Source organism: Myxococcus sp. CA005 (assembly GCF_006518205.1).
GTDB classification, from domain to species: domain Bacteria; phylum Myxococcota; class Myxococcia; order Myxococcales; family Myxococcaceae; genus Myxococcus; species Myxococcus xanthus.
Genome location: NZ_SRLV01000002.1, coordinates 126312 through 141184, shown reverse-complemented (window position 1 = coordinate 141184; position 14873 = coordinate 126312). Strand labels below are relative to the sequence as shown.

Sequence of the window (14873 nt, the reverse complement as noted above, 5' to 3'; positions counted from 1 at the left end):
CGGGCTTCGCCAGTGCCACTCAGGGCGGCGGGCTGCCGTGGATGAGCTCGGACGTGAGCTGTCCCTCGGGAAGGGCGCGCTTCGTCCACTCCAGTGTGCCGCTTTCGGCGGCCCGCGCCTCCTCGGTGGCGTCGCCCGTGGTGAGCGTCAGGGCTCGTGGCCCAGCCGAGGGCACCCGGCGCAGCACCAGTTCCGTGGGCGCGGAGGGCACGTCGGCGGGCCGGTAGACGTCGAGCACGGCTTCCGCCGGGCCACCCGGGCGCAGCACGTCGCGCACGGTGTCATGGACCGTGTCTTCCGTGGCCAGCCCTCGTTTCGACGTGAAGGTGCCCTTGAGTGCGCGCGAGCCCTGTCTCCCCTCGTAGCGGTACGCCGTCTCGGGAGCGGCGCGCGTGGGCGGTTGGGGCTCCCGTTCGCGGCGGAGCGTCACCTGGAGCGTGAGCCGCCCGTCTTCCGCATGCGCATGGCGCTGCTCCTTCAGCCGGCCCTCCTCATCCGTGACCGTGGTGATGGTGCGGTCCTCCGCGTGCGGGCCATTCGTGGCCCCTGGCAGCAGCAGGCTGGTGGAGACTTCCGTGCGCCGCGAGCCTCCCTCCAGCCTTTGCTCGGTGCGCCAGTCGAATCCCGCGAGCCGTCCATCCAGTTTCAACACGCGAAGCGCCTTCGTTCGCGCGGGCGTCCGGGCGGGGCCGGGAACCTTGAGTGTGGCGGCCAGTCCGGTGGTGACGCGGTGGAAGGTGCGCGCGTAGCCGGGCTCGTCATGGGCGCACAGCAGGGGGAGCTCCGGGCTCGCGCTCACCATCAGCTTGAGCCGTCCCGCGCTCACGCTGTCCCCGGAGGCGACCACCTCGTAGTCCACGTCCACGAACATCACCGGTGCGTCCGCGACGACGGTGACCTCCGTGGGAGCCATGCTCCGGACCGTGACGCCCTTGTGGCCTTGCGCGGCTTTCGCCACCGCGAGCACCGCGCCCGCCGCGTCAATGGGGCGCTCGTACACGAAGCAGCTCAACGCGGCCTCGGTGCCCAGGGGAATCTCCAGGCGTGTGGAGCCCTCGTGCCGTGTCAGGCGGGGCGCGGAGGTGGCTTCCACCTCGGCGGTGAAGATGCCTTCCGCGGAGCTCACGCGCTGCCTGGGCAGCGGCGCCAGCTCCCGGGCGAAGGGGCCTGTCGGCGTGGGCGGCGGCGGAACCTTCGCGGCAGGGGGCGGCACGGGCACGGGCTGCTCGGGCCGGACCGTCGTCACGGACGGTCCGGCGCAGGCGGAGGTGAGGCACAGCAGCAGAGCGAAGCGCCACATGGAGGAGTCCACGGTCGCGGCCTAGCCGGAAGTGGCCCGGGCGCGGCGTGACGCGACGATGTCGCGGAAGGAGCGGCTGCGCAGCTCCTCCAGCGTGAGGCCCGCGGCCAGCACCTCGTCCTGGGTGAGCGCGCCGCAGCTCAGGCCCCGCAGGAAGAAGTTGAGCAGGCCCTGCCCGGTGGCCGCGTCGTCGAAGACGTCTCCCACCAGCGTGGCCTGCGCGGCCTTCTCCATGAAGGCATTGAGCCTGCGCGAGGCCGCGTCCAGGCCCTCCAGAAAGAACGCATACACCGCCGCGTAGCGCACGGGGAGCTGGCCCGGGTGCAAGTCCCATCCCTGGTACCAGCCCCGCTCCAACGAGTGCCGGATGTGCCGGTACGACACCTGCCAGACCCGGTGAACCGCCTCCATGTTCTCCCGGCGCTCGGTGGGCAGCAGCGGCTCGTCCTGCTTCACCCGGTGCGGTGGCACCGGCATGACGTTGGTGGCGCCATCCGCCAGCCGGATGCCCGTGCCCGCCAGCGACACCTGCACCAAATCCCGAAGGAAGTCGCAGGCCGGGTGCCGCATCGTTTGCGCATGCGCGCTGACGCCCAGCGCGGCGGTGTAGTCGTACACGCCCAGGTGGACGCTGGTGCAGCGGCCCGCGCTCGCGGCCACCAGCGTGGGCAGGTGCAGCCGGCCCTGCGGGTCGAAGAGCGCCTGGGGTGTCTCCACCATCAGCTCGATGCCCACCGTGCCCACCGGCAGCCCGTGCCGCGTCTCCAGCACCTCCAGGACGCGAGCGAGCGCCGCCACCTGCTCCGGCAGCGTCACCTTGGGCAGCGTGACGACGAAGCCGGGCGGCAGCTTCCCACCCGAGCGCTCCAGCAGCGTGGTGAGGAACAAATCCAACGTGCGCGTGGCGCGGTCGAACAGCTCCTCGGTGAAGGACTTCACCCGGATGCCGATGAAGGGCGGCAGCAGTTCCTGGGCCAGCCCGCGCGCCATCTCCTCCGCGGCGGACACGGCGTGCCCGTCCTCCTCCGCGTCGGAGCGGTGCCCGTAGCCATCCTCGAAGTCGATGCGCAGGTCCTCCACCGGCTCGCGCTCCAGCTTGGCCACCACGCGCGCGTAGACGCGCTGGGCGAAGCGGCCGCGCTGGGGCAGTCCCAGCCCGTGGGCCAGCACGGGCGCATCCGGTGCGTACGTCTTGAGCGTGTTCAGCGCGATGCCGCCCAGCTTCCGGGCCGTCTCCGCCCGGAAGAGGTGCGCGCCGCCGTACACCACGTGCACCGGCTGCCGTTGGGTCGAGTCCCCCGGGTAGGCGCGCTCGAACCCCGCGTTGGCTTGCCGCAGGGCCTCCCGCACACCCGAGAGGCTCGCTTCTGTCAGCGTCGTCTTCACGGCTGGCGCTTCAGCCACGCGGAGACCTCGGGCATGCAGCGCTCACGCAGCGCCACATCCTGGGACAGCCGCTCCAGTGTCTGCGCCGTGGCCTGCTGCGCCTCGGGGATGGGCTGGGCCTTGAGCAGGGCCTGCATCTGCTCCAGGTGCTCGCGCGTGCGCAGCATGCCCATGGCCTCGACGATGCGGCGCAGCAGCATGGGGGCGCCGCCGGTGCGGGCCACCACGTCCTTCCATTGCGTGCGCATCTGCGCCCACCACGCGTCGCGGCCGACGCGGTTGCCCAGCAGCCCCGCCACGAAGCTGGCCACGTCCTGCGTCTTCACCGTGTCCGTGTAGAGCAGCCCGCGCGCGCGCGCGGTGAGTTCGGGGGCCTCGAAGGCGGTGAGCGCCATGAGGTAGCGGCGCTGCGTGGCAGGGTCGGGCTCGGACGGAATCTTCTGGAGGAAGGTGTCGAAGAGCGCCGCGTCGCCCGCGCGCGCCACCATGCCCACCGCGGCGTCCAGCAGGTTGGGCTCCAGCGCGTCTCGCTGTCCCTGGAGCATGCGCTCCACGCGGGGCCGGGCCTCGGCGAGCGCGTCCTGGCTGCGCGCCAGGCCACCCACCGCGCGCACCAGCGACGCGCGCCGCAGCTTCACCCGGTCCGCCTCGTTCGGCGCGGACTGCCAGCCCAGCTTCTTCAGCCCTGGCCCCAGCAGCTTCTCCACCCACGCGCGGAAGCGGACCTGGTCCTCGCCGTCCGCCAGCCGGCCTTCGATGTAGGCCAGCCGGCCCACCAGCTCGTCCAGGACGGAGTCGTCCTCCTCGTCACCGAAGCGGCCCGCAAGGTCCAGCAGGTCCGCCACCGACGCCTGGCCCGCGCGCACCAGCGCCCACTGGTCCGCCAGCAGGGCGGTGCGCTCGGAGGGGGCCAGCGACTTCAGGTTCGTCGCCAGCTTCTCCAGGCCCGGCTTGTCGTAGGCGACCCGGTAGAAGCCGGTGGAGCCCGCGTTGGCCGTCAGCCACTTCACCGCGCCTTCGCCCTCCAGCTTCACCGTGGCCTGGGCGTCCCGCAGCAGCACGCGCTGCTCGCGCACGCCGGTGCTGTCCTCGTAGCGCAGCACCACCGGCACCGGCCACACCTCAGCGCTCTGCACACCGGGCTCGCTGTAGTAGCGCCGCTGCGACAGCGACAGCCCGCGCCCGTCCAGCGTCGCCGTCACCAACGGGAAGCCGCTCTGGCCCACCCACGCGGTGGCCAGCTCCTCCACCGGCTGCTTCGCGGCGTCGCCCAGCGCGTTCCACAAGTCTTCCTTCACTGCGTTGGCGCGCGCGTGCTTGCGCATGTACTGGCGGATGCCCTCGCGGAAGGGGCCTTCCCCGAGGAAGCCCTCAATCATCCGCAGCACCGCGCCGCCCTTCTCGTACGTAATCGCGTCGAAGCTCTCACCGGCCTCGCCCGCGTTGCGCACCTCGCCGTGGATGGGGTGCGTGGACTTGAGCGCGTCCAGATGCAGCGCGCTGGCGCGGTGCGCGTCGAAGTCCAGCCACATGCGCCACTCGGGGCGCCACTGGTCCACAATCTTGAAGGCCATCCACGTGGCGAACGCCTCGTTGAGCCACAGGTCGTCCCACCACACCATGGTGACCCAGTTGCCGAACCACTGGTGCGCCAGTTCGTGCGTCACCACCTCCGCCACGCGCTTCTTCACCGACAGCGGCGCGGTGGCCGGGTCCAGCAGCAGCGCCACCTCGCGGTAGGTAATCAGGCCGGCGTTCTCCATGGCGCCGGCCTCGAAGTCGGGGATGCCCACCTGGTCCAGCTTGGTGAAGGCATACGGCAGCCCGAAGTAGTCCTGGAGCCTGGGCAGCACCGCCAGCGCCACGTCCTGGCCGAAGCGCGTCAGGTGCGCCTTCTCCGGCAGCGCCCAGGTCCGCACCGGCACGCCCTGCACGTCCTGCGCGTCCGTGCCCACCAGCGGGCCCACCACCAGGGCGATGAGGTAGCTGCTGAGCACCTCCGTCTCCTGGAACGTCACCGCGCGCAGGTTGCCCTCCTGCGTGTCCTTCACCACCGGGCCGTTGCCCAGCACGGTGAGCCCCGTCGGGACGCGGACGGTGAGGGCCCAGCGCGCCTTGAAGGCGGGCTCGTCGAAGCAGGGGAAGAGTCGGCGCGCGTCGGCGGCCTCGAACTGGGTGGCCGCCACCTTGCCCGCCTGGTACAGGCCGCGCAGCCCTTCCGTGAAGCGCCCCGTCCACGCGACGTCCAGCGACGCGGCGCCCGTGGGCAGCGCTTCATCGAAGCGGAGCACCACCGTCTCGCTCGCCTGCGCGGGCTGGATGGAGGCCGGCTTGCGCTGCTGGCCACCGGCGCGGAACGTCACGTCGCTCAGCGCCAGGGCGATGCCGTGCAGGATGATTTCGTTCGACGGCGCCGCCACGTCCAGGTCGATGGTCTGCTGGCCGGAGAAGGACTTCGCGTCCAGGTCCAGGGTCAGCGTGGCCGCGTAGCGGCGGGGACGGATGGAGGTCGGCAGGCGGAAGTTCTTGTCTTCGGTCGGATGCGCCATAGGGATGCGGAATCTAGCCTCCGCGCCGCCGCCTGCCTGGACTTATGTCAGGGGTGTCCGCAGTCACACCCTTCCTGGCCCCGGAACGCCGGGGCCGGGCCGGGCGGGGCACCAACTGGTGGAAGAGGCTGGATTCCCGCTGGAAGAAGCCTTCCGTGTGGAAGGACGCGGGCAGCTCCAGCAGAAGAAAGTCCAGGTGGTGACACAGCTCGTGCAACAGGGTGCGCAAGTAGGTGCGGAAGGCCACCACTCGCGCGTGCTTCGCGGTCCGCATCCACAGTTGGATGCGAGGGCGACGGCCCCGCTCCAGGGTGTACATGCCGTGCAGCTCGCCGGTGGTGGAGGAGGGGCGGACCTCCAGTACCTCCACCCGCGGCGCGAACAGGTCCAGCCGCTCGCAAAGGGCGTCGCTCAGCCGGGCGGTGGCGTGCTCGGTTTCCGGTTGCCGGCCCGTGGCCAGGGCTTCGCGCAGCGCGGCCACCAGGGGCTCCAGTGTCCGCGGCTCGCGGAGCCGGAGCGCGCTCACCGAATCACTCATCCGGTAGACGCGCTGCTGGGCGGGCGTGAGGTTGTCGTAGTAGGCGAAGGTCACGGGCGAGTCGGTCCAGCCGGAAGCTTCCCACCCGCGCCCTCCACTGGCTACAGGCCGCCGGCCTCCAGTGCGCCGCCCAGCCCGGGGAAGGGCTTGGTGAGCAGGGCCTGGAAGACGATGTCCTCCAGGCGAATCTGCGCCGGGAGCTGGGGCAGGGTGAGGCCGGAGCGGACCACCGTGTTGCTGACGATGACCCAGACGCGCCGCCGGCCGATGGCGTTCTTGAGCGCCGGCGCGTCGATGCGCAGGGGCGTGCGCGAGTCCGGCTGGAAGGTCCGCTCCGCGAGGATTTCCGCCGCCGTGTCGTAGTAGGCCGGCCGGTTGAAGTTCGTGTAGAGCCGCGGGTTGTCCGGCGTGGCGGTCCCCGTGAGTGACAGGCGCGCGGACGTGCGCAGGGTGAGCGTGGGGGAGGGGTTGACCACCACGAGGGTGGCGGAGACTTCGTTGACGATGATGTCCAGGTCCTGCGTGTTGACGGACTCCTCCGGCAGGTCGAGCGCCACCTCCGCGTAGACGGGCTCCAGCAGCGAGGTGACGGGCACCACCTGGTCGAAGGGCTCGGTCTGGATGGCAATCTCCGCCGAGCACGCGGACAGCAGCAGCACGCAGGGAAGCAGTAAAGCGCGCATCATCATCGGAAGCTCCAGGACAGGTCGACGACGGGGAGGACGGGCAGGCTCTCTCCCGGCAGGGCCGGGTCGCTCATGTCCACGTAGGTGGCGCCCACGCCCAGGCCAAAGTGCTCGCCGCCGTAGCGGATGCCCGCCGCGGCGCGCAGGGTGGAGCCGCCCTTCACGCGCACGCCCGCCTCGCCCACCACGGACCAGTGGCCCGCGAAGTTGAAGGCCAGCGCGCCGGTGAAGGACAGATAGTCGGACGTGTAGAGGCCGTAGCGCGCCTCGCCCTGCACCAGCACGGGGCCCAGCGAAAGGCCGTAGACGCCATAGAAGGACGGGCCGGACAGCTCGGGCTCGAAGCGCTGGAGCGCCGGTGTGTCCGCCCCCGACGTCACGACGTCCGAATAGACGGAGGCGCCCACGAAGTGCGTGTAGCGCGCGCCCAGCACGACGCGGTGGGGACTGGCGGCCATCGCCCAGCGCAGGCCCACGTTGGGCGCCAGCAAGGCGTTGGCATACATCGACGTGTCCACGGCCAGCCCGGCGAACAGCGGAAGCGCCGTGCGCTGGAGGCCCAGCACCGGCGCGTCGATGACCTCCGCCGCGTCGGTCGTCAGCAGGCGCGCGGTGTTGGTTCGCACGCCGCCGTCATCGTCTTCATTGGCGGAAGCCAGACAGGGGGACAACAGGACCGCGAGCGCACAGGCCGCGAGCGAAGGAGGTTTCAATCCACGGGCTCCGGAAGGAGGGAGTGCTCCGCACGTTAGGCTGACTTTCCTCCGGGCCGATTGCCTGCCTGGTCTGATGTGCTGCAACAGCCATCTGGCGCGTGCTTGTGGTCGGCGAAGACCTTGCTCTCATCACGCCTGCTCATGCGAGCCGTGTGAGGGAGCGCGGCGCAGGTCCGGACAGACGGTGTTCTCGTTTGCGGTCCACAGGGTGGGGCGCATACCTTCTGCCTCACGTGGATGGACGTTCCCCAGAGCAGCCCCCGGCCGGCCCGGAGCCACGCGAGCGGGTGCTGGCGTTGCTGCGCCGGTATGGTTGGAACGCCACCTCGTTCCAGGTGCTCCAGCCCGGCTTCCAGTACTGGTTCGACCCGGCGGGCGATGCGTGCGTGGCGTACGTGGACACGGGCGGTGCCTGGGTTGCGGCCGGGGCGCCCATTGCCGCGCCGGAGCGGCTGGCTTCGGTGGCGGAGGGCTTCCGAGTGGCCGCGCGAGCAGTGGACCGGCGCGTGTGCTTCTTCGCCACCGAGCCGCGCTTCGTGGAGCTGGCCCCCATGGCGTCGCTGCCCATCGGCGAGCAGCCCGTCTGGGACCCGGTCCACTGGGACGACGTGGTGCGGGGCAGTCGCAGCCTGCGCGAGCAGCTGCGCCGTGCCCGCGCGCGAGGCGTGAAGGTCCGCGAGGTGCCCGTCACGGAGCTGGGGGACCCGTTGCATCCCACGCGGCGAGCGGTGGAGCTGCTGAAGGCACGCTGGCTGGCGTCCCGTCGCATGGCGCCCATGGGCTTCCTGGTCCAGCTTCGTCCTCATGCCTTCGCGAGCGAGCGGTACGCCTTCGTCGCGGAGGTGGAGGGCGAGGTGGTGGGCTTCCTGTCGGTGTCGCCCGTGTATGCCCGCGAAGGCTGGTTCCTCCAGGACCTGCTCCGGGACCCGAAGGCGCCCAATGGCACCGCGGAGGCGCTGGTGGACGCGGCCATGCGCGAGGCGGCCGCCACCGGGCGGTGCTACGTGACGCTGGGACTGGCGCCGCTCGCGGGGCCGGTGCGGCCATGGCTGCGACTGGCGCGGGCGTGCGGCCGGCCGCTCTTCGATTTCGAGGGGCTGCGCACCTTCAAGGGGAAGTTCCGCCCCGACGCCTGGGTGCCCATCCATCTGTCCTATCCCGAGCCGCGGGGCGGGCTGGCGGCGGTGTACGACGCGCTGCGGGCCTTCGCGCAGGGCGGCCTGTTGCGCTTCGGCATCGCCACGCTGCTTCGGCGCCCGCGCCTGCTGGTGCACGCGCTCGCCGTGCTCCTCGTTCCATGGACCGCGCTGCTGGCGCTGCCCTCCACTGCGCGCTGGTTCCCGTCCGTTCAGGTGCAGTGGGCGTGGGTGGTGTTCGACGTGGGCCTGACGGTGGGACTCTTCTCGTTGGTGCGGCGTTGGCGGGACGCCCTGGCCACGGTGCTGGGCGGGCTGACGGCGGCGGACGCGTGTCTGACGTTCGTCCAGGCCGTCGCCTACAACGTGCCGCTTGCCCGGAGCCCGCTGGACGGGGCCCTCATCGCCCTGGCCGTGCTCGCGCCAGCGACGGCGTCCGGGTTGCTCTTCAGCTCCCGCGACCTGCGCCTGCCTGGGCGCTAGCCGTCAGATGTACGCGCCGCTGTCGGGCATCTCATCCTCCGTGGGGACGGTGGCGCCATGGCCGGGGTGGAGGAACACCTCACCATGGTCCACCCGCGCCACCAGGTGGAAGCTCACCATGAAGTCGCGGCTGGGTGGCCAGCCCTGCTCCAGCTCGAAGTGCGTGTCTCCGATATGCACCACCGTGCCCAGCCTCCGCCCGTGTTCGTCCCTCACGGCCATGCCCTCGCGCAGCTCTCCTGGGTCCCACATGACGCCCTCCTTTCGCGAAAGATGCACGCGCCCGGGATGTTCGGCAGCCCACGCAAGGTGTCTGCCATTGCTCCATTGATGGACATTCCGGCGAACACAATCTGGACCGCGGCGCGGGAATAGCGGTGGTTTCGGGAAAGAACTGACCCCCAGCCCTGCGTCTCGATTCCTCGCGGCGTGCAACGTGGTTGGTGGGGAGGGGAGACCATGCGCCCGCCGTCTGGCGTTGCACTGTCGCTCGCCGTCCTGCTGTTCGCCCAAGCCGGGCAGGCCCAGACCGCCGCGAAGGAAGCGGCGCCTCCGCCCGCCGACCTGCCACCGGGCGTGTCCGCGGCGCTGTGGAAGCTGTCCGTCCCAGCCAGCCTCGCGCCCACGCCGGAGCGGGTGCTGCTGGGCGAGAAGCTCTTATGACGCCCAGGCCATTGGCGGCACGGTGGGCATCTCCTGTAACATGTGCCACCCAGACGCGTCCAACACGCATCCGGAGACGTATCCGAAGTACCAGGTGCAGTTGGGCCGCGTGGCGCTGCTGCGCGACATGATCAACTGGTGCATCGAGAACCCGGCGCGCGGCAGGCCGCTGGCGGATGGTGACCCGCGGATGCGCGCCATGGAGGCGTACATCTACGCCAAGCGCAAGGGCGTGAAGCTGGACTCCGGGAAGAAGTAGGCCCGCTCAGCGCCCCAGGTCCGGCACGGCGTCACGCTTCCGCTGGAAGAGCCGCCGAGGCTCCCACAGCGGGCGCGTGGCCTGGACGACGGAAGGCTGGCCCAGCAGCACCGTGAGCAGCGCCCCCGCTCCCAGCGCGAGGGCGACGCCCACGGGCCCCTGGAGGAACGCGTACGCGCCCACGTGCTCGGCGGCTCGCACGACGAAGCCGTGCAGGAGGAAGGGCGCCAGGCTCCGTCCGCCCAGCCGCGTGAGCGTGCTTTCCTGACGCGGGCTGAGCGTGAAGAGTGCCCATGTCAGCGCCAGTGCACCGCAGAAGAGGGCCGCGCGCGCCGCCATGCCCGTGAGTGCTGTGGCACCGAGCACCGCGTAGCCGCTGCTCCCGTAGAGCCACTGCGGCGCGGGCGCGGGCAGTGCTCCCATGGCCACCGCCCCGACGCATGCGCCCAGGCCCACGGCCAGGGACGCCGCGAGCACGAGGCGCCAGCCCCGGGTGTTTCGAGGGGCCAGCAGCCACTCCCTTCGCGTCAGGTGACCGGCGACGAAGCAAGGCAGGAACACGAACGTCCGCGACAGGCCGAACAGGTAGCCCACCCAGGGCAGCAGGCCCGCGACGAGCGCCAGCGCCACGGCCCACATCAGCGGCTTGGGCAGGCGGAGGAGCAGGGGCAGCATCAGCCGCCAGCACCCGAGGCTCAGCAGGAACCACAGCAGCCAGTACGGCTGCACCAGCCAGTGGGAACTCCAGCCCCGGCCGAGCACCCACGCGTCGAAAGCGACGTACAGCACTTGGAACACAGCCAGCGGCGCGAGCTGCCCCCAGGCGATGGCGCTCAGTGCGCGGGGCCCGCTGTCCGCGCGGGACAGGTGCCCGGAGAGGAACGCGAAGGCGGGGATGTGGAACAGGTACAGGCCGGAGTAGAGCGCCTTCGCGAGCGGCTCCCGGCCGAGCAGGGGCTCGAGCGCATGCCCCATCACCACCAGGGTGATGAGGATGCCTCGCACGTTCTCGAACAGCGGGATGCGGCCAGCGGTCGTCACAACCTCAGTAGAGAAGCCCAACTCGAGGCTGAATGGGAGGGGGGCGCTCCGTTTCGGCACACGCACCCCGCTCGCCCGGGCGCGTGTGTCAGGCAAGCACGCGGACCGGCGATGCAAGTGTCCTGGAGCGAGCAGCGGCGCTCCCGGGCGCTACTCGGGGCCCTGGAACCCCCCGGCCCGGAACGTGAGGACCAGCGTGTCCCGGTGGCCGGTGTCTCCCTGTGGTTGGATGGGCGTGCTCTCGTGAATCACGCGCGCATCATCCAGCAGAAGCGCGGACCAGGGCTCCGTCAGCGTGAAGCGCAGGCCGTTGGGGCCGTCGGCTTCGAAGACGCGCGTCTCACCGCCCTTGATGCCCTCGCGGCCCACGAGCAGCACCGCCACGAAGTCCACGCCGTCCCGGTGCGCGCCCTCGGGGGTGGGCCGGCCGATACCGTCGGTGGTGTCGATGCGGAACTGGTGGGCCTCGACGTACCAGGGGCGCTCGCCCTTGAGCTGGGAGCAGCACGCGGCGATGCCTCGAATCAGCCCCGCCCACACCGGCTGGGACACGATGTCGGGCTGCACGGGCTCGAACCAGCGCTCCATGCCGCCGTGAAGCGCGTTGTATTCCACCGGCTGCCAGTGCGCGCGGTGAGGCACCTGTGTCAATGCGTCGCCGTCCACGATGAAGCAGGAGTGCCGTCGTGAGCGGTAGCGGCCACCATCCCGGAGGAAGCCATCCAGCGGCAGCTCGTTCCAGGACGGCCGCAGTGCGTCCAGCGCGGGCGAGTCGATGCCCGCGAGCTCGCAGAGGCCGTCGCGGGTGAGCACGGCGTAGCCATGCTCGCGGAGGGCCGTGGGGACTTCGGACGTGGGGGTGACGGGGGGCTGGAAGCTCATGGGCGTCGGACTCAGTGAGACGGGCCCGCGGAAGCGGGGAGGGGCTGGGAGAAGAGAGCCGGAGGCGCGCGCTTCAAGGCCTCGCGGAAGTCGCTGTCCCGGGTGGGGACGCACACGGTGAAGCCATCCACCACGCCGCAGGTGACGCGGTCGCCCAGGCGCTGGAAGAGCGGCAGCGTGGGGCTACCTCCCGCCGCGAGGAACCACCGCACTCCGAGCGCCGCGCCCACCCAGGGCCAGAGCCGCTCCCCCTTGTCGCTGGGTCCTGTCATCACCACCTGCTTCCACTCCTGAGGTCACCACGCGCGGAGCCGGCCGTTCCGGGGGCGTATGTGGCGGGACCCATACTCCCTTGCAGGCCATCACCGCCAGTCCCGATGCGATGCGCGCACGACGGGCGCTCGCGGCCCCGCCAGCACGGCCGCCGTGGCACAGGCGTTAGGGTCGGGGGAATGAGCGGCGGCTCGGCCTGTTGGGGGGCCACCTCGGGCATCGGGAGATGAGGACATGAGAAGGGCGTACGTGGCGTCGTTGCTGACCGGGCTGTTGACCTCCTCCGTGGCGACGGCCGAGGCCCCACCCCAGGACCCCTTCCTGTGGCTCGAGGAGGTCCAGGGCGAGAAGGCACTCGAATGGGTTCGCGCGCAGAACGCGCGGACGCTCGCGGTGTTGGAGAAGGACCCGCGCTTCGAGACCTTCCACGCCCAGGCGCTGGAGCTGCTCACCTCCACCGACCGCATTCCCTCGCCCGGCTTCCGGGCTGGCGGTGTGGACAACTTCTGGCAGGACCGCGGCAACCCCCGAGGCATCTGGCGGCACACCTCGCTGGACGGCTACACGCGCGCCCAGACACCGTGGGAGACGGTGCTGGACGTGGACGCGCTGGCGAAGGCCGAGAAGGCCAACTGGATTTGGAAGGGCAGCAACTGCCTGCCTCCCGCGGACCAGCGCTGCCTCGTCTCCCTGTCCAACGGAGGCAAGGACGCCGTCGAGCTGCGCGAGTTCGACGCCGCCGCGAAGCACTTCGTGGAAGGCGGTTTCCGGGTCCCGGAGGGCAAGCTGTCCGCGTCCTGGCTGGACTCGGACACGCTGCTGGTGGGGCGCGACTGGGGCGGGGACACGCTCACGGAGTCGGGCTATCCCTTCGTGCTCAAACGTTGGACGCGTGGCACGCCGCTGACGGAGGCGCAGGAAGCCTTCCGGGGTGAGCGCACCGACGTCTCCGCGTCGCCCTTCCTGTTGCGGAACGCCGACGGCGCGTTGCAGGCGGTGCTGGTCAACCGCGCGGTGACCTTCTTCGAGTCGGAGTACTACCTGCTGGGAGACGCGGCGCCCGTGCGGCTCCCGTTTCCCCGGAAGTCCTCCCTCCAGGCCTTCGTGGACGGGCAGGTCGTCTTCACGATTGAAGAGGACTGGGGCCGCTTCAAGCAGGGCGCGCTGCTGGCATACCCGTTGGCCGCGCTGAAGGCAGACCCGGCGAAGGCGAAGCCCACGCTGCTCTTCCAGCCGGGAGCGCGGCAGGCCATCGAATCGGTGGCGGCGACGCGGGGCCAGGTGCTGGTGAGCCTCTATGAGGACGTGAAGGGCGCGCTGGATGTCTACACGCCGGGGAAGAACCGTTGGAGCCGCAAGCGGCTGGCCCTGCCGAAGAACGCCTCGGTCGCCATCACCGCGACGTCGTCATCGCATGACCGCTTCTTCGTGAAGTCCCAGGGCTTCCTCGCGCCGACGTCGCTGTGGCTGGCGGATGCGAAGGCGGGCACGGTGAAGAAGGTGAAGTCGCTGCCCGCGCGCTTCGATGCCTCGAAGCTCCAGGTGGACCAGTCCTGGGCGAAGTCGAAGGACGGCACCCGGATTCCGTACTTCCTGGTGCGGCCGAAGGCGCGGAAGCTCGACGGCACGCTGCCGACGCTGGTGTATGGCTATGGCGGCTTCCAGGTGTCCAAGCCGCCCGTCTACCTGCCGGAGGAGGGCAAGTTGTGGATGGAGCGCGGAGGGGCCTACGTCGTCGCCAACATCCGGGGCGGAGGCGAGTTCGGTCCGCGCTGGCACCAGGCGGCCCTGCGGGAGCACCGCCAGCGCGCGTTCGACGACTTCGCGGCGGTGATGGAAGACCTGGTGCGGAGGAAGGTCAGCTCCCCGCGCCACCTGGGCATCTACGGCCGCTCCAACGGCGGTGTCCTCACCAGCGTGGCGATGACGCAGCGCCCGGACCTGTTCAACGCGGCCGTCATCGAAAGCCCGCTCATCGACATGATGCGCTACCACCTGCTGCCAGCGGGCGCGTCGTGGGTGGGGGAGTTCGGCAACCCGGAGGTGCCCGGGGATGCGGCGTTCATCTCGAAGTACTCCGCCTACCAGAACCTCCGCGAGGGCGTGCGCTACCCCGCGCCGTACATCACCACGAACACGAAGGATGACCGCGTGCATCCGGGTCACGCGCGCAAGTTCGCGGCGCGCCTGGAGGCCATGGGGCTGCCGTACCTGTATTACGAGAACACCGACGGCGGGCACTCCAACGACTCGGACCCGATGCTCAACGCGCGCCGGTGGGCGCTGCACCACGTCTACTTGTCGCGGCAGTTGATGGACTGAACGCCTGGGGGCATGCGGCCGGGCAGGCCCATGCTGTCACGAACGTCCGGAACCCCTGGTCTTCACCACGCTACATTCCCGCGTCATGGAAAACGTCCCTGACGCCGTGGAACCGAAGCTTGGTGCTGGCGACGGAAGGGGTGGCGCACATGGACAAGGACCATGTGTGGCACATGGAGACGCTCGCCCGGGTGTGCCAGGCGGACGCGACGTTGCTGGTGGCGACGCCGTTCCGGGTGGTGGCGCTGGAGGATGAAGCCGCGGTAGCGGAGGGCGTGCGCTGGTGGGAGGAACTCACGGCGCGAGGAGGCGAGGGCATGGTGGTCAAGCCGCTCGACTTCGCGGTGCGTGGGCGCAAGGGGCTGCTCCAGCCGGCCATCAAGTCACGAGGTCCGGAGTACCTGCGCATCATCTACGGCCCGGAGTACACCGCGCCCGCGAACCTGGAGCGGCTGCGGCAGCGGGGTCTGTCCACGAAGCGCTCCCTGGCGCTGCGCGAGTTCGCGCTCGGGGTCGAAGGCCTGGAGCGGTTCGCGCGAGGCGAGCCGCTGCGCCGCGTGCACGAGTGTGTCTTTGGCGTCCTCGCCCTGGAGAGTGAGCCGGTGGACCCACGGCTTTGATGTAGGCTCGGGGGGCGGG

Annotated in this window: 15 protein-coding genes; 5 read left to right on the top strand and 10 right to left on the bottom strand. The window is 70.8% G+C overall.

What is annotated here, in order from left to right; genetic code table 11:
- Positions 1-19 precede the first annotated feature (19 nt).
- The 6 genes from FMQ63_RS01545 to FMQ63_RS01520 are packed head-to-tail and all read right to left on the bottom strand — an operon-like array spanning position 20 to position 7172.
- Positions 20-1300 carry a hypothetical protein gene (locus FMQ63_RS01545; RefSeq protein ID WP_216608386.1) on the bottom strand — a complete coding sequence of 427 codons (1281 nt, stop codon included), beginning with the start codon at positions 1298-1300 and terminating at the stop codon, positions 20-22.
- Between the two features lie 21 nt (positions 1301-1321).
- Complete coding sequence (locus FMQ63_RS01540) at positions 1322-2686, bottom strand: hypothetical protein (RefSeq protein ID WP_026114047.1); 1365 nt, start codon at positions 2684-2686, stop codon at positions 1322-1324.
- A complete protein-coding gene (locus tag FMQ63_RS01535; protein WP_011556747.1) occupies positions 2683-5235 on the bottom strand; it encodes a M1 family metallopeptidase in 2553 nt (850 codons plus the stop codon). The genes FMQ63_RS01540 and FMQ63_RS01535 overlap by 4 nt, the downstream gene beginning before the upstream one ends.
- A gap of 13 nt (positions 5236-5248) precedes the next feature.
- Positions 5249-5827 (bottom strand): Wss1p-related putative metallopeptidase, encoded by a 579-nt coding sequence (locus tag FMQ63_RS01530; RefSeq protein ID WP_011556746.1) that lies wholly within the window; start codon positions 5825-5827, stop codon positions 5249-5251.
- A gap of 47 nt (positions 5828-5874) precedes the next feature.
- Positions 5875-6432 carry a hypothetical protein gene (locus FMQ63_RS01525; protein WP_228556350.1) on the bottom strand — a complete coding sequence of 186 codons (558 nt, stop codon included), beginning with the start codon at positions 6430-6432 and terminating at the stop codon, positions 5875-5877.
- A 26-nt stretch (positions 6433-6458) separates the two neighbouring features.
- Positions 6459-7172: a hypothetical protein gene (locus FMQ63_RS01520; protein WP_020477967.1), complete on the bottom strand. Its 714-nt coding sequence runs from the start codon at positions 7170-7172 to the stop codon at positions 6459-6461.
- A gap of 101 nt (positions 7173-7273) precedes the next feature.
- Here FMQ63_RS01520 and FMQ63_RS01515 point away from each other — a divergent pair, with 101 nt between their 5' ends.
- Positions 7274-8794: a bifunctional lysylphosphatidylglycerol flippase/synthetase MprF gene (locus tag FMQ63_RS01515; protein WP_011556743.1), complete on the top strand. Its 1521-nt coding sequence runs from the start codon at positions 7274-7276 to the stop codon at positions 8792-8794.
- Positions 8795-8797: 3 nt separating this feature from the next.
- On the opposite strand, the gene FMQ63_RS01510 is transcribed toward FMQ63_RS01515, so the two are convergent.
- Positions 8798-9046, bottom strand: coding sequence for a hypothetical protein (locus FMQ63_RS01510; RefSeq protein WP_020477966.1), 249 nt, complete (start codon positions 9044-9046; stop codon positions 8798-8800).
- A gap of 207 nt (positions 9047-9253) precedes the next feature.
- Between FMQ63_RS01510 and FMQ63_RS01505 the strand changes: the two genes are divergently transcribed.
- Both FMQ63_RS01505 and FMQ63_RS01500 read left to right on the top strand, forming a co-directional pair.
- Positions 9254-9457 carry a hypothetical protein gene (locus FMQ63_RS01505; protein WP_020477965.1) on the top strand — a complete coding sequence of 68 codons (204 nt, stop codon included), beginning with the start codon at positions 9254-9256 and terminating at the stop codon, positions 9455-9457.
- Between the two features lie 40 nt (positions 9458-9497).
- Complete coding sequence (locus FMQ63_RS01500; protein WP_020477964.1) at positions 9498-9716, top strand: c-type cytochrome; 219 nt, start codon at positions 9498-9500, stop codon at positions 9714-9716.
- 6 nt (positions 9717-9722) lie between these two features.
- Here FMQ63_RS01500 and FMQ63_RS01495 read toward each other — a convergent pair whose 3' ends face one another.
- The 3 genes from FMQ63_RS01495 to FMQ63_RS01485 all read right to left on the bottom strand — a co-directional run bounded on the left by FMQ63_RS01495 (position 9723) and on the right by FMQ63_RS01485 (position 11911).
- Entirely contained in the window at positions 9723-10757 is a 1035-nt protein-coding gene (locus FMQ63_RS01495; protein ID WP_011556739.1) for an acyltransferase family protein, read from the bottom strand.
- Between the two features lie 150 nt (positions 10758-10907).
- Positions 10908-11639: a 2OG-Fe dioxygenase family protein gene (locus FMQ63_RS01490; protein ID WP_011556738.1), complete on the bottom strand. Its 732-nt coding sequence runs from the start codon at positions 11637-11639 to the stop codon at positions 10908-10910.
- Between the two features lie 11 nt (positions 11640-11650).
- Entirely contained in the window at positions 11651-11911 is a 261-nt protein-coding gene (locus tag FMQ63_RS01485) for a hypothetical protein (protein WP_020477963.1), read from the bottom strand.
- A gap of 235 nt (positions 11912-12146) precedes the next feature.
- Here FMQ63_RS01485 and FMQ63_RS01480 point away from each other — a divergent pair, with 235 nt between their 5' ends.
- Complete coding sequence (locus FMQ63_RS01480; RefSeq protein ID WP_011556736.1) at positions 12147-14234, top strand: prolyl oligopeptidase family protein; 2088 nt, start codon at positions 12147-12149, stop codon at positions 14232-14234.
- Positions 14189-14854: a hypothetical protein gene (locus FMQ63_RS01475; RefSeq protein WP_011556735.1), complete on the top strand. Its 666-nt coding sequence runs from the start codon at positions 14189-14191 to the stop codon at positions 14852-14854. The genes FMQ63_RS01480 and FMQ63_RS01475 overlap by 46 nt, the downstream gene beginning before the upstream one ends.
- The last annotated feature ends 19 nt before the right edge of the window (positions 14855-14873 follow it).

Excerpts from the sequence above, each read along its gene's own strand:
- FMQ63_RS01545 (WP_216608386.1), bottom strand. The coding sequence starts at position 1,300 with ATGTGGCGCTTCGCTCTGCTGCTGTGCCTCACCTCCGCCTGCGCCGGA.
- FMQ63_RS01535 (WP_011556747.1), bottom strand. The coding sequence starts at position 5,235 with ATGGCGCATCCGACCGAAGACAAGAACTTCCGCCTGCCGACCTCCATC.
- FMQ63_RS01510 (WP_020477966.1), bottom strand. The coding sequence starts at position 9,046 with ATGTGGGACCCAGGAGAGCTGCGCGAGGGCATGGCCGTGAGGGACGAA.
- FMQ63_RS01505 (WP_020477965.1), top strand. The coding sequence starts at position 9,254 with ATGCGCCCGCCGTCTGGCGTTGCACTGTCGCTCGCCGTCCTGCTGTTC.
- FMQ63_RS01500 (WP_020477964.1), top strand. The coding sequence starts at position 9,498 with ATGTGCCACCCAGACGCGTCCAACACGCATCCGGAGACGTATCCGAAG.
- FMQ63_RS01490 (WP_011556738.1), bottom strand. The coding sequence starts at position 11,639 with ATGAGCTTCCAGCCCCCCGTCACCCCCACGTCCGAAGTCCCCACGGCC.
- FMQ63_RS01485 (WP_020477963.1), bottom strand. The coding sequence starts at position 11,911 with ATGACAGGACCCAGCGACAAGGGGGAGCGGCTCTGGCCCTGGGTGGGC.
- FMQ63_RS01480 (WP_011556736.1), top strand. The coding sequence starts at position 12,147 with ATGAGAAGGGCGTACGTGGCGTCGTTGCTGACCGGGCTGTTGACCTCC.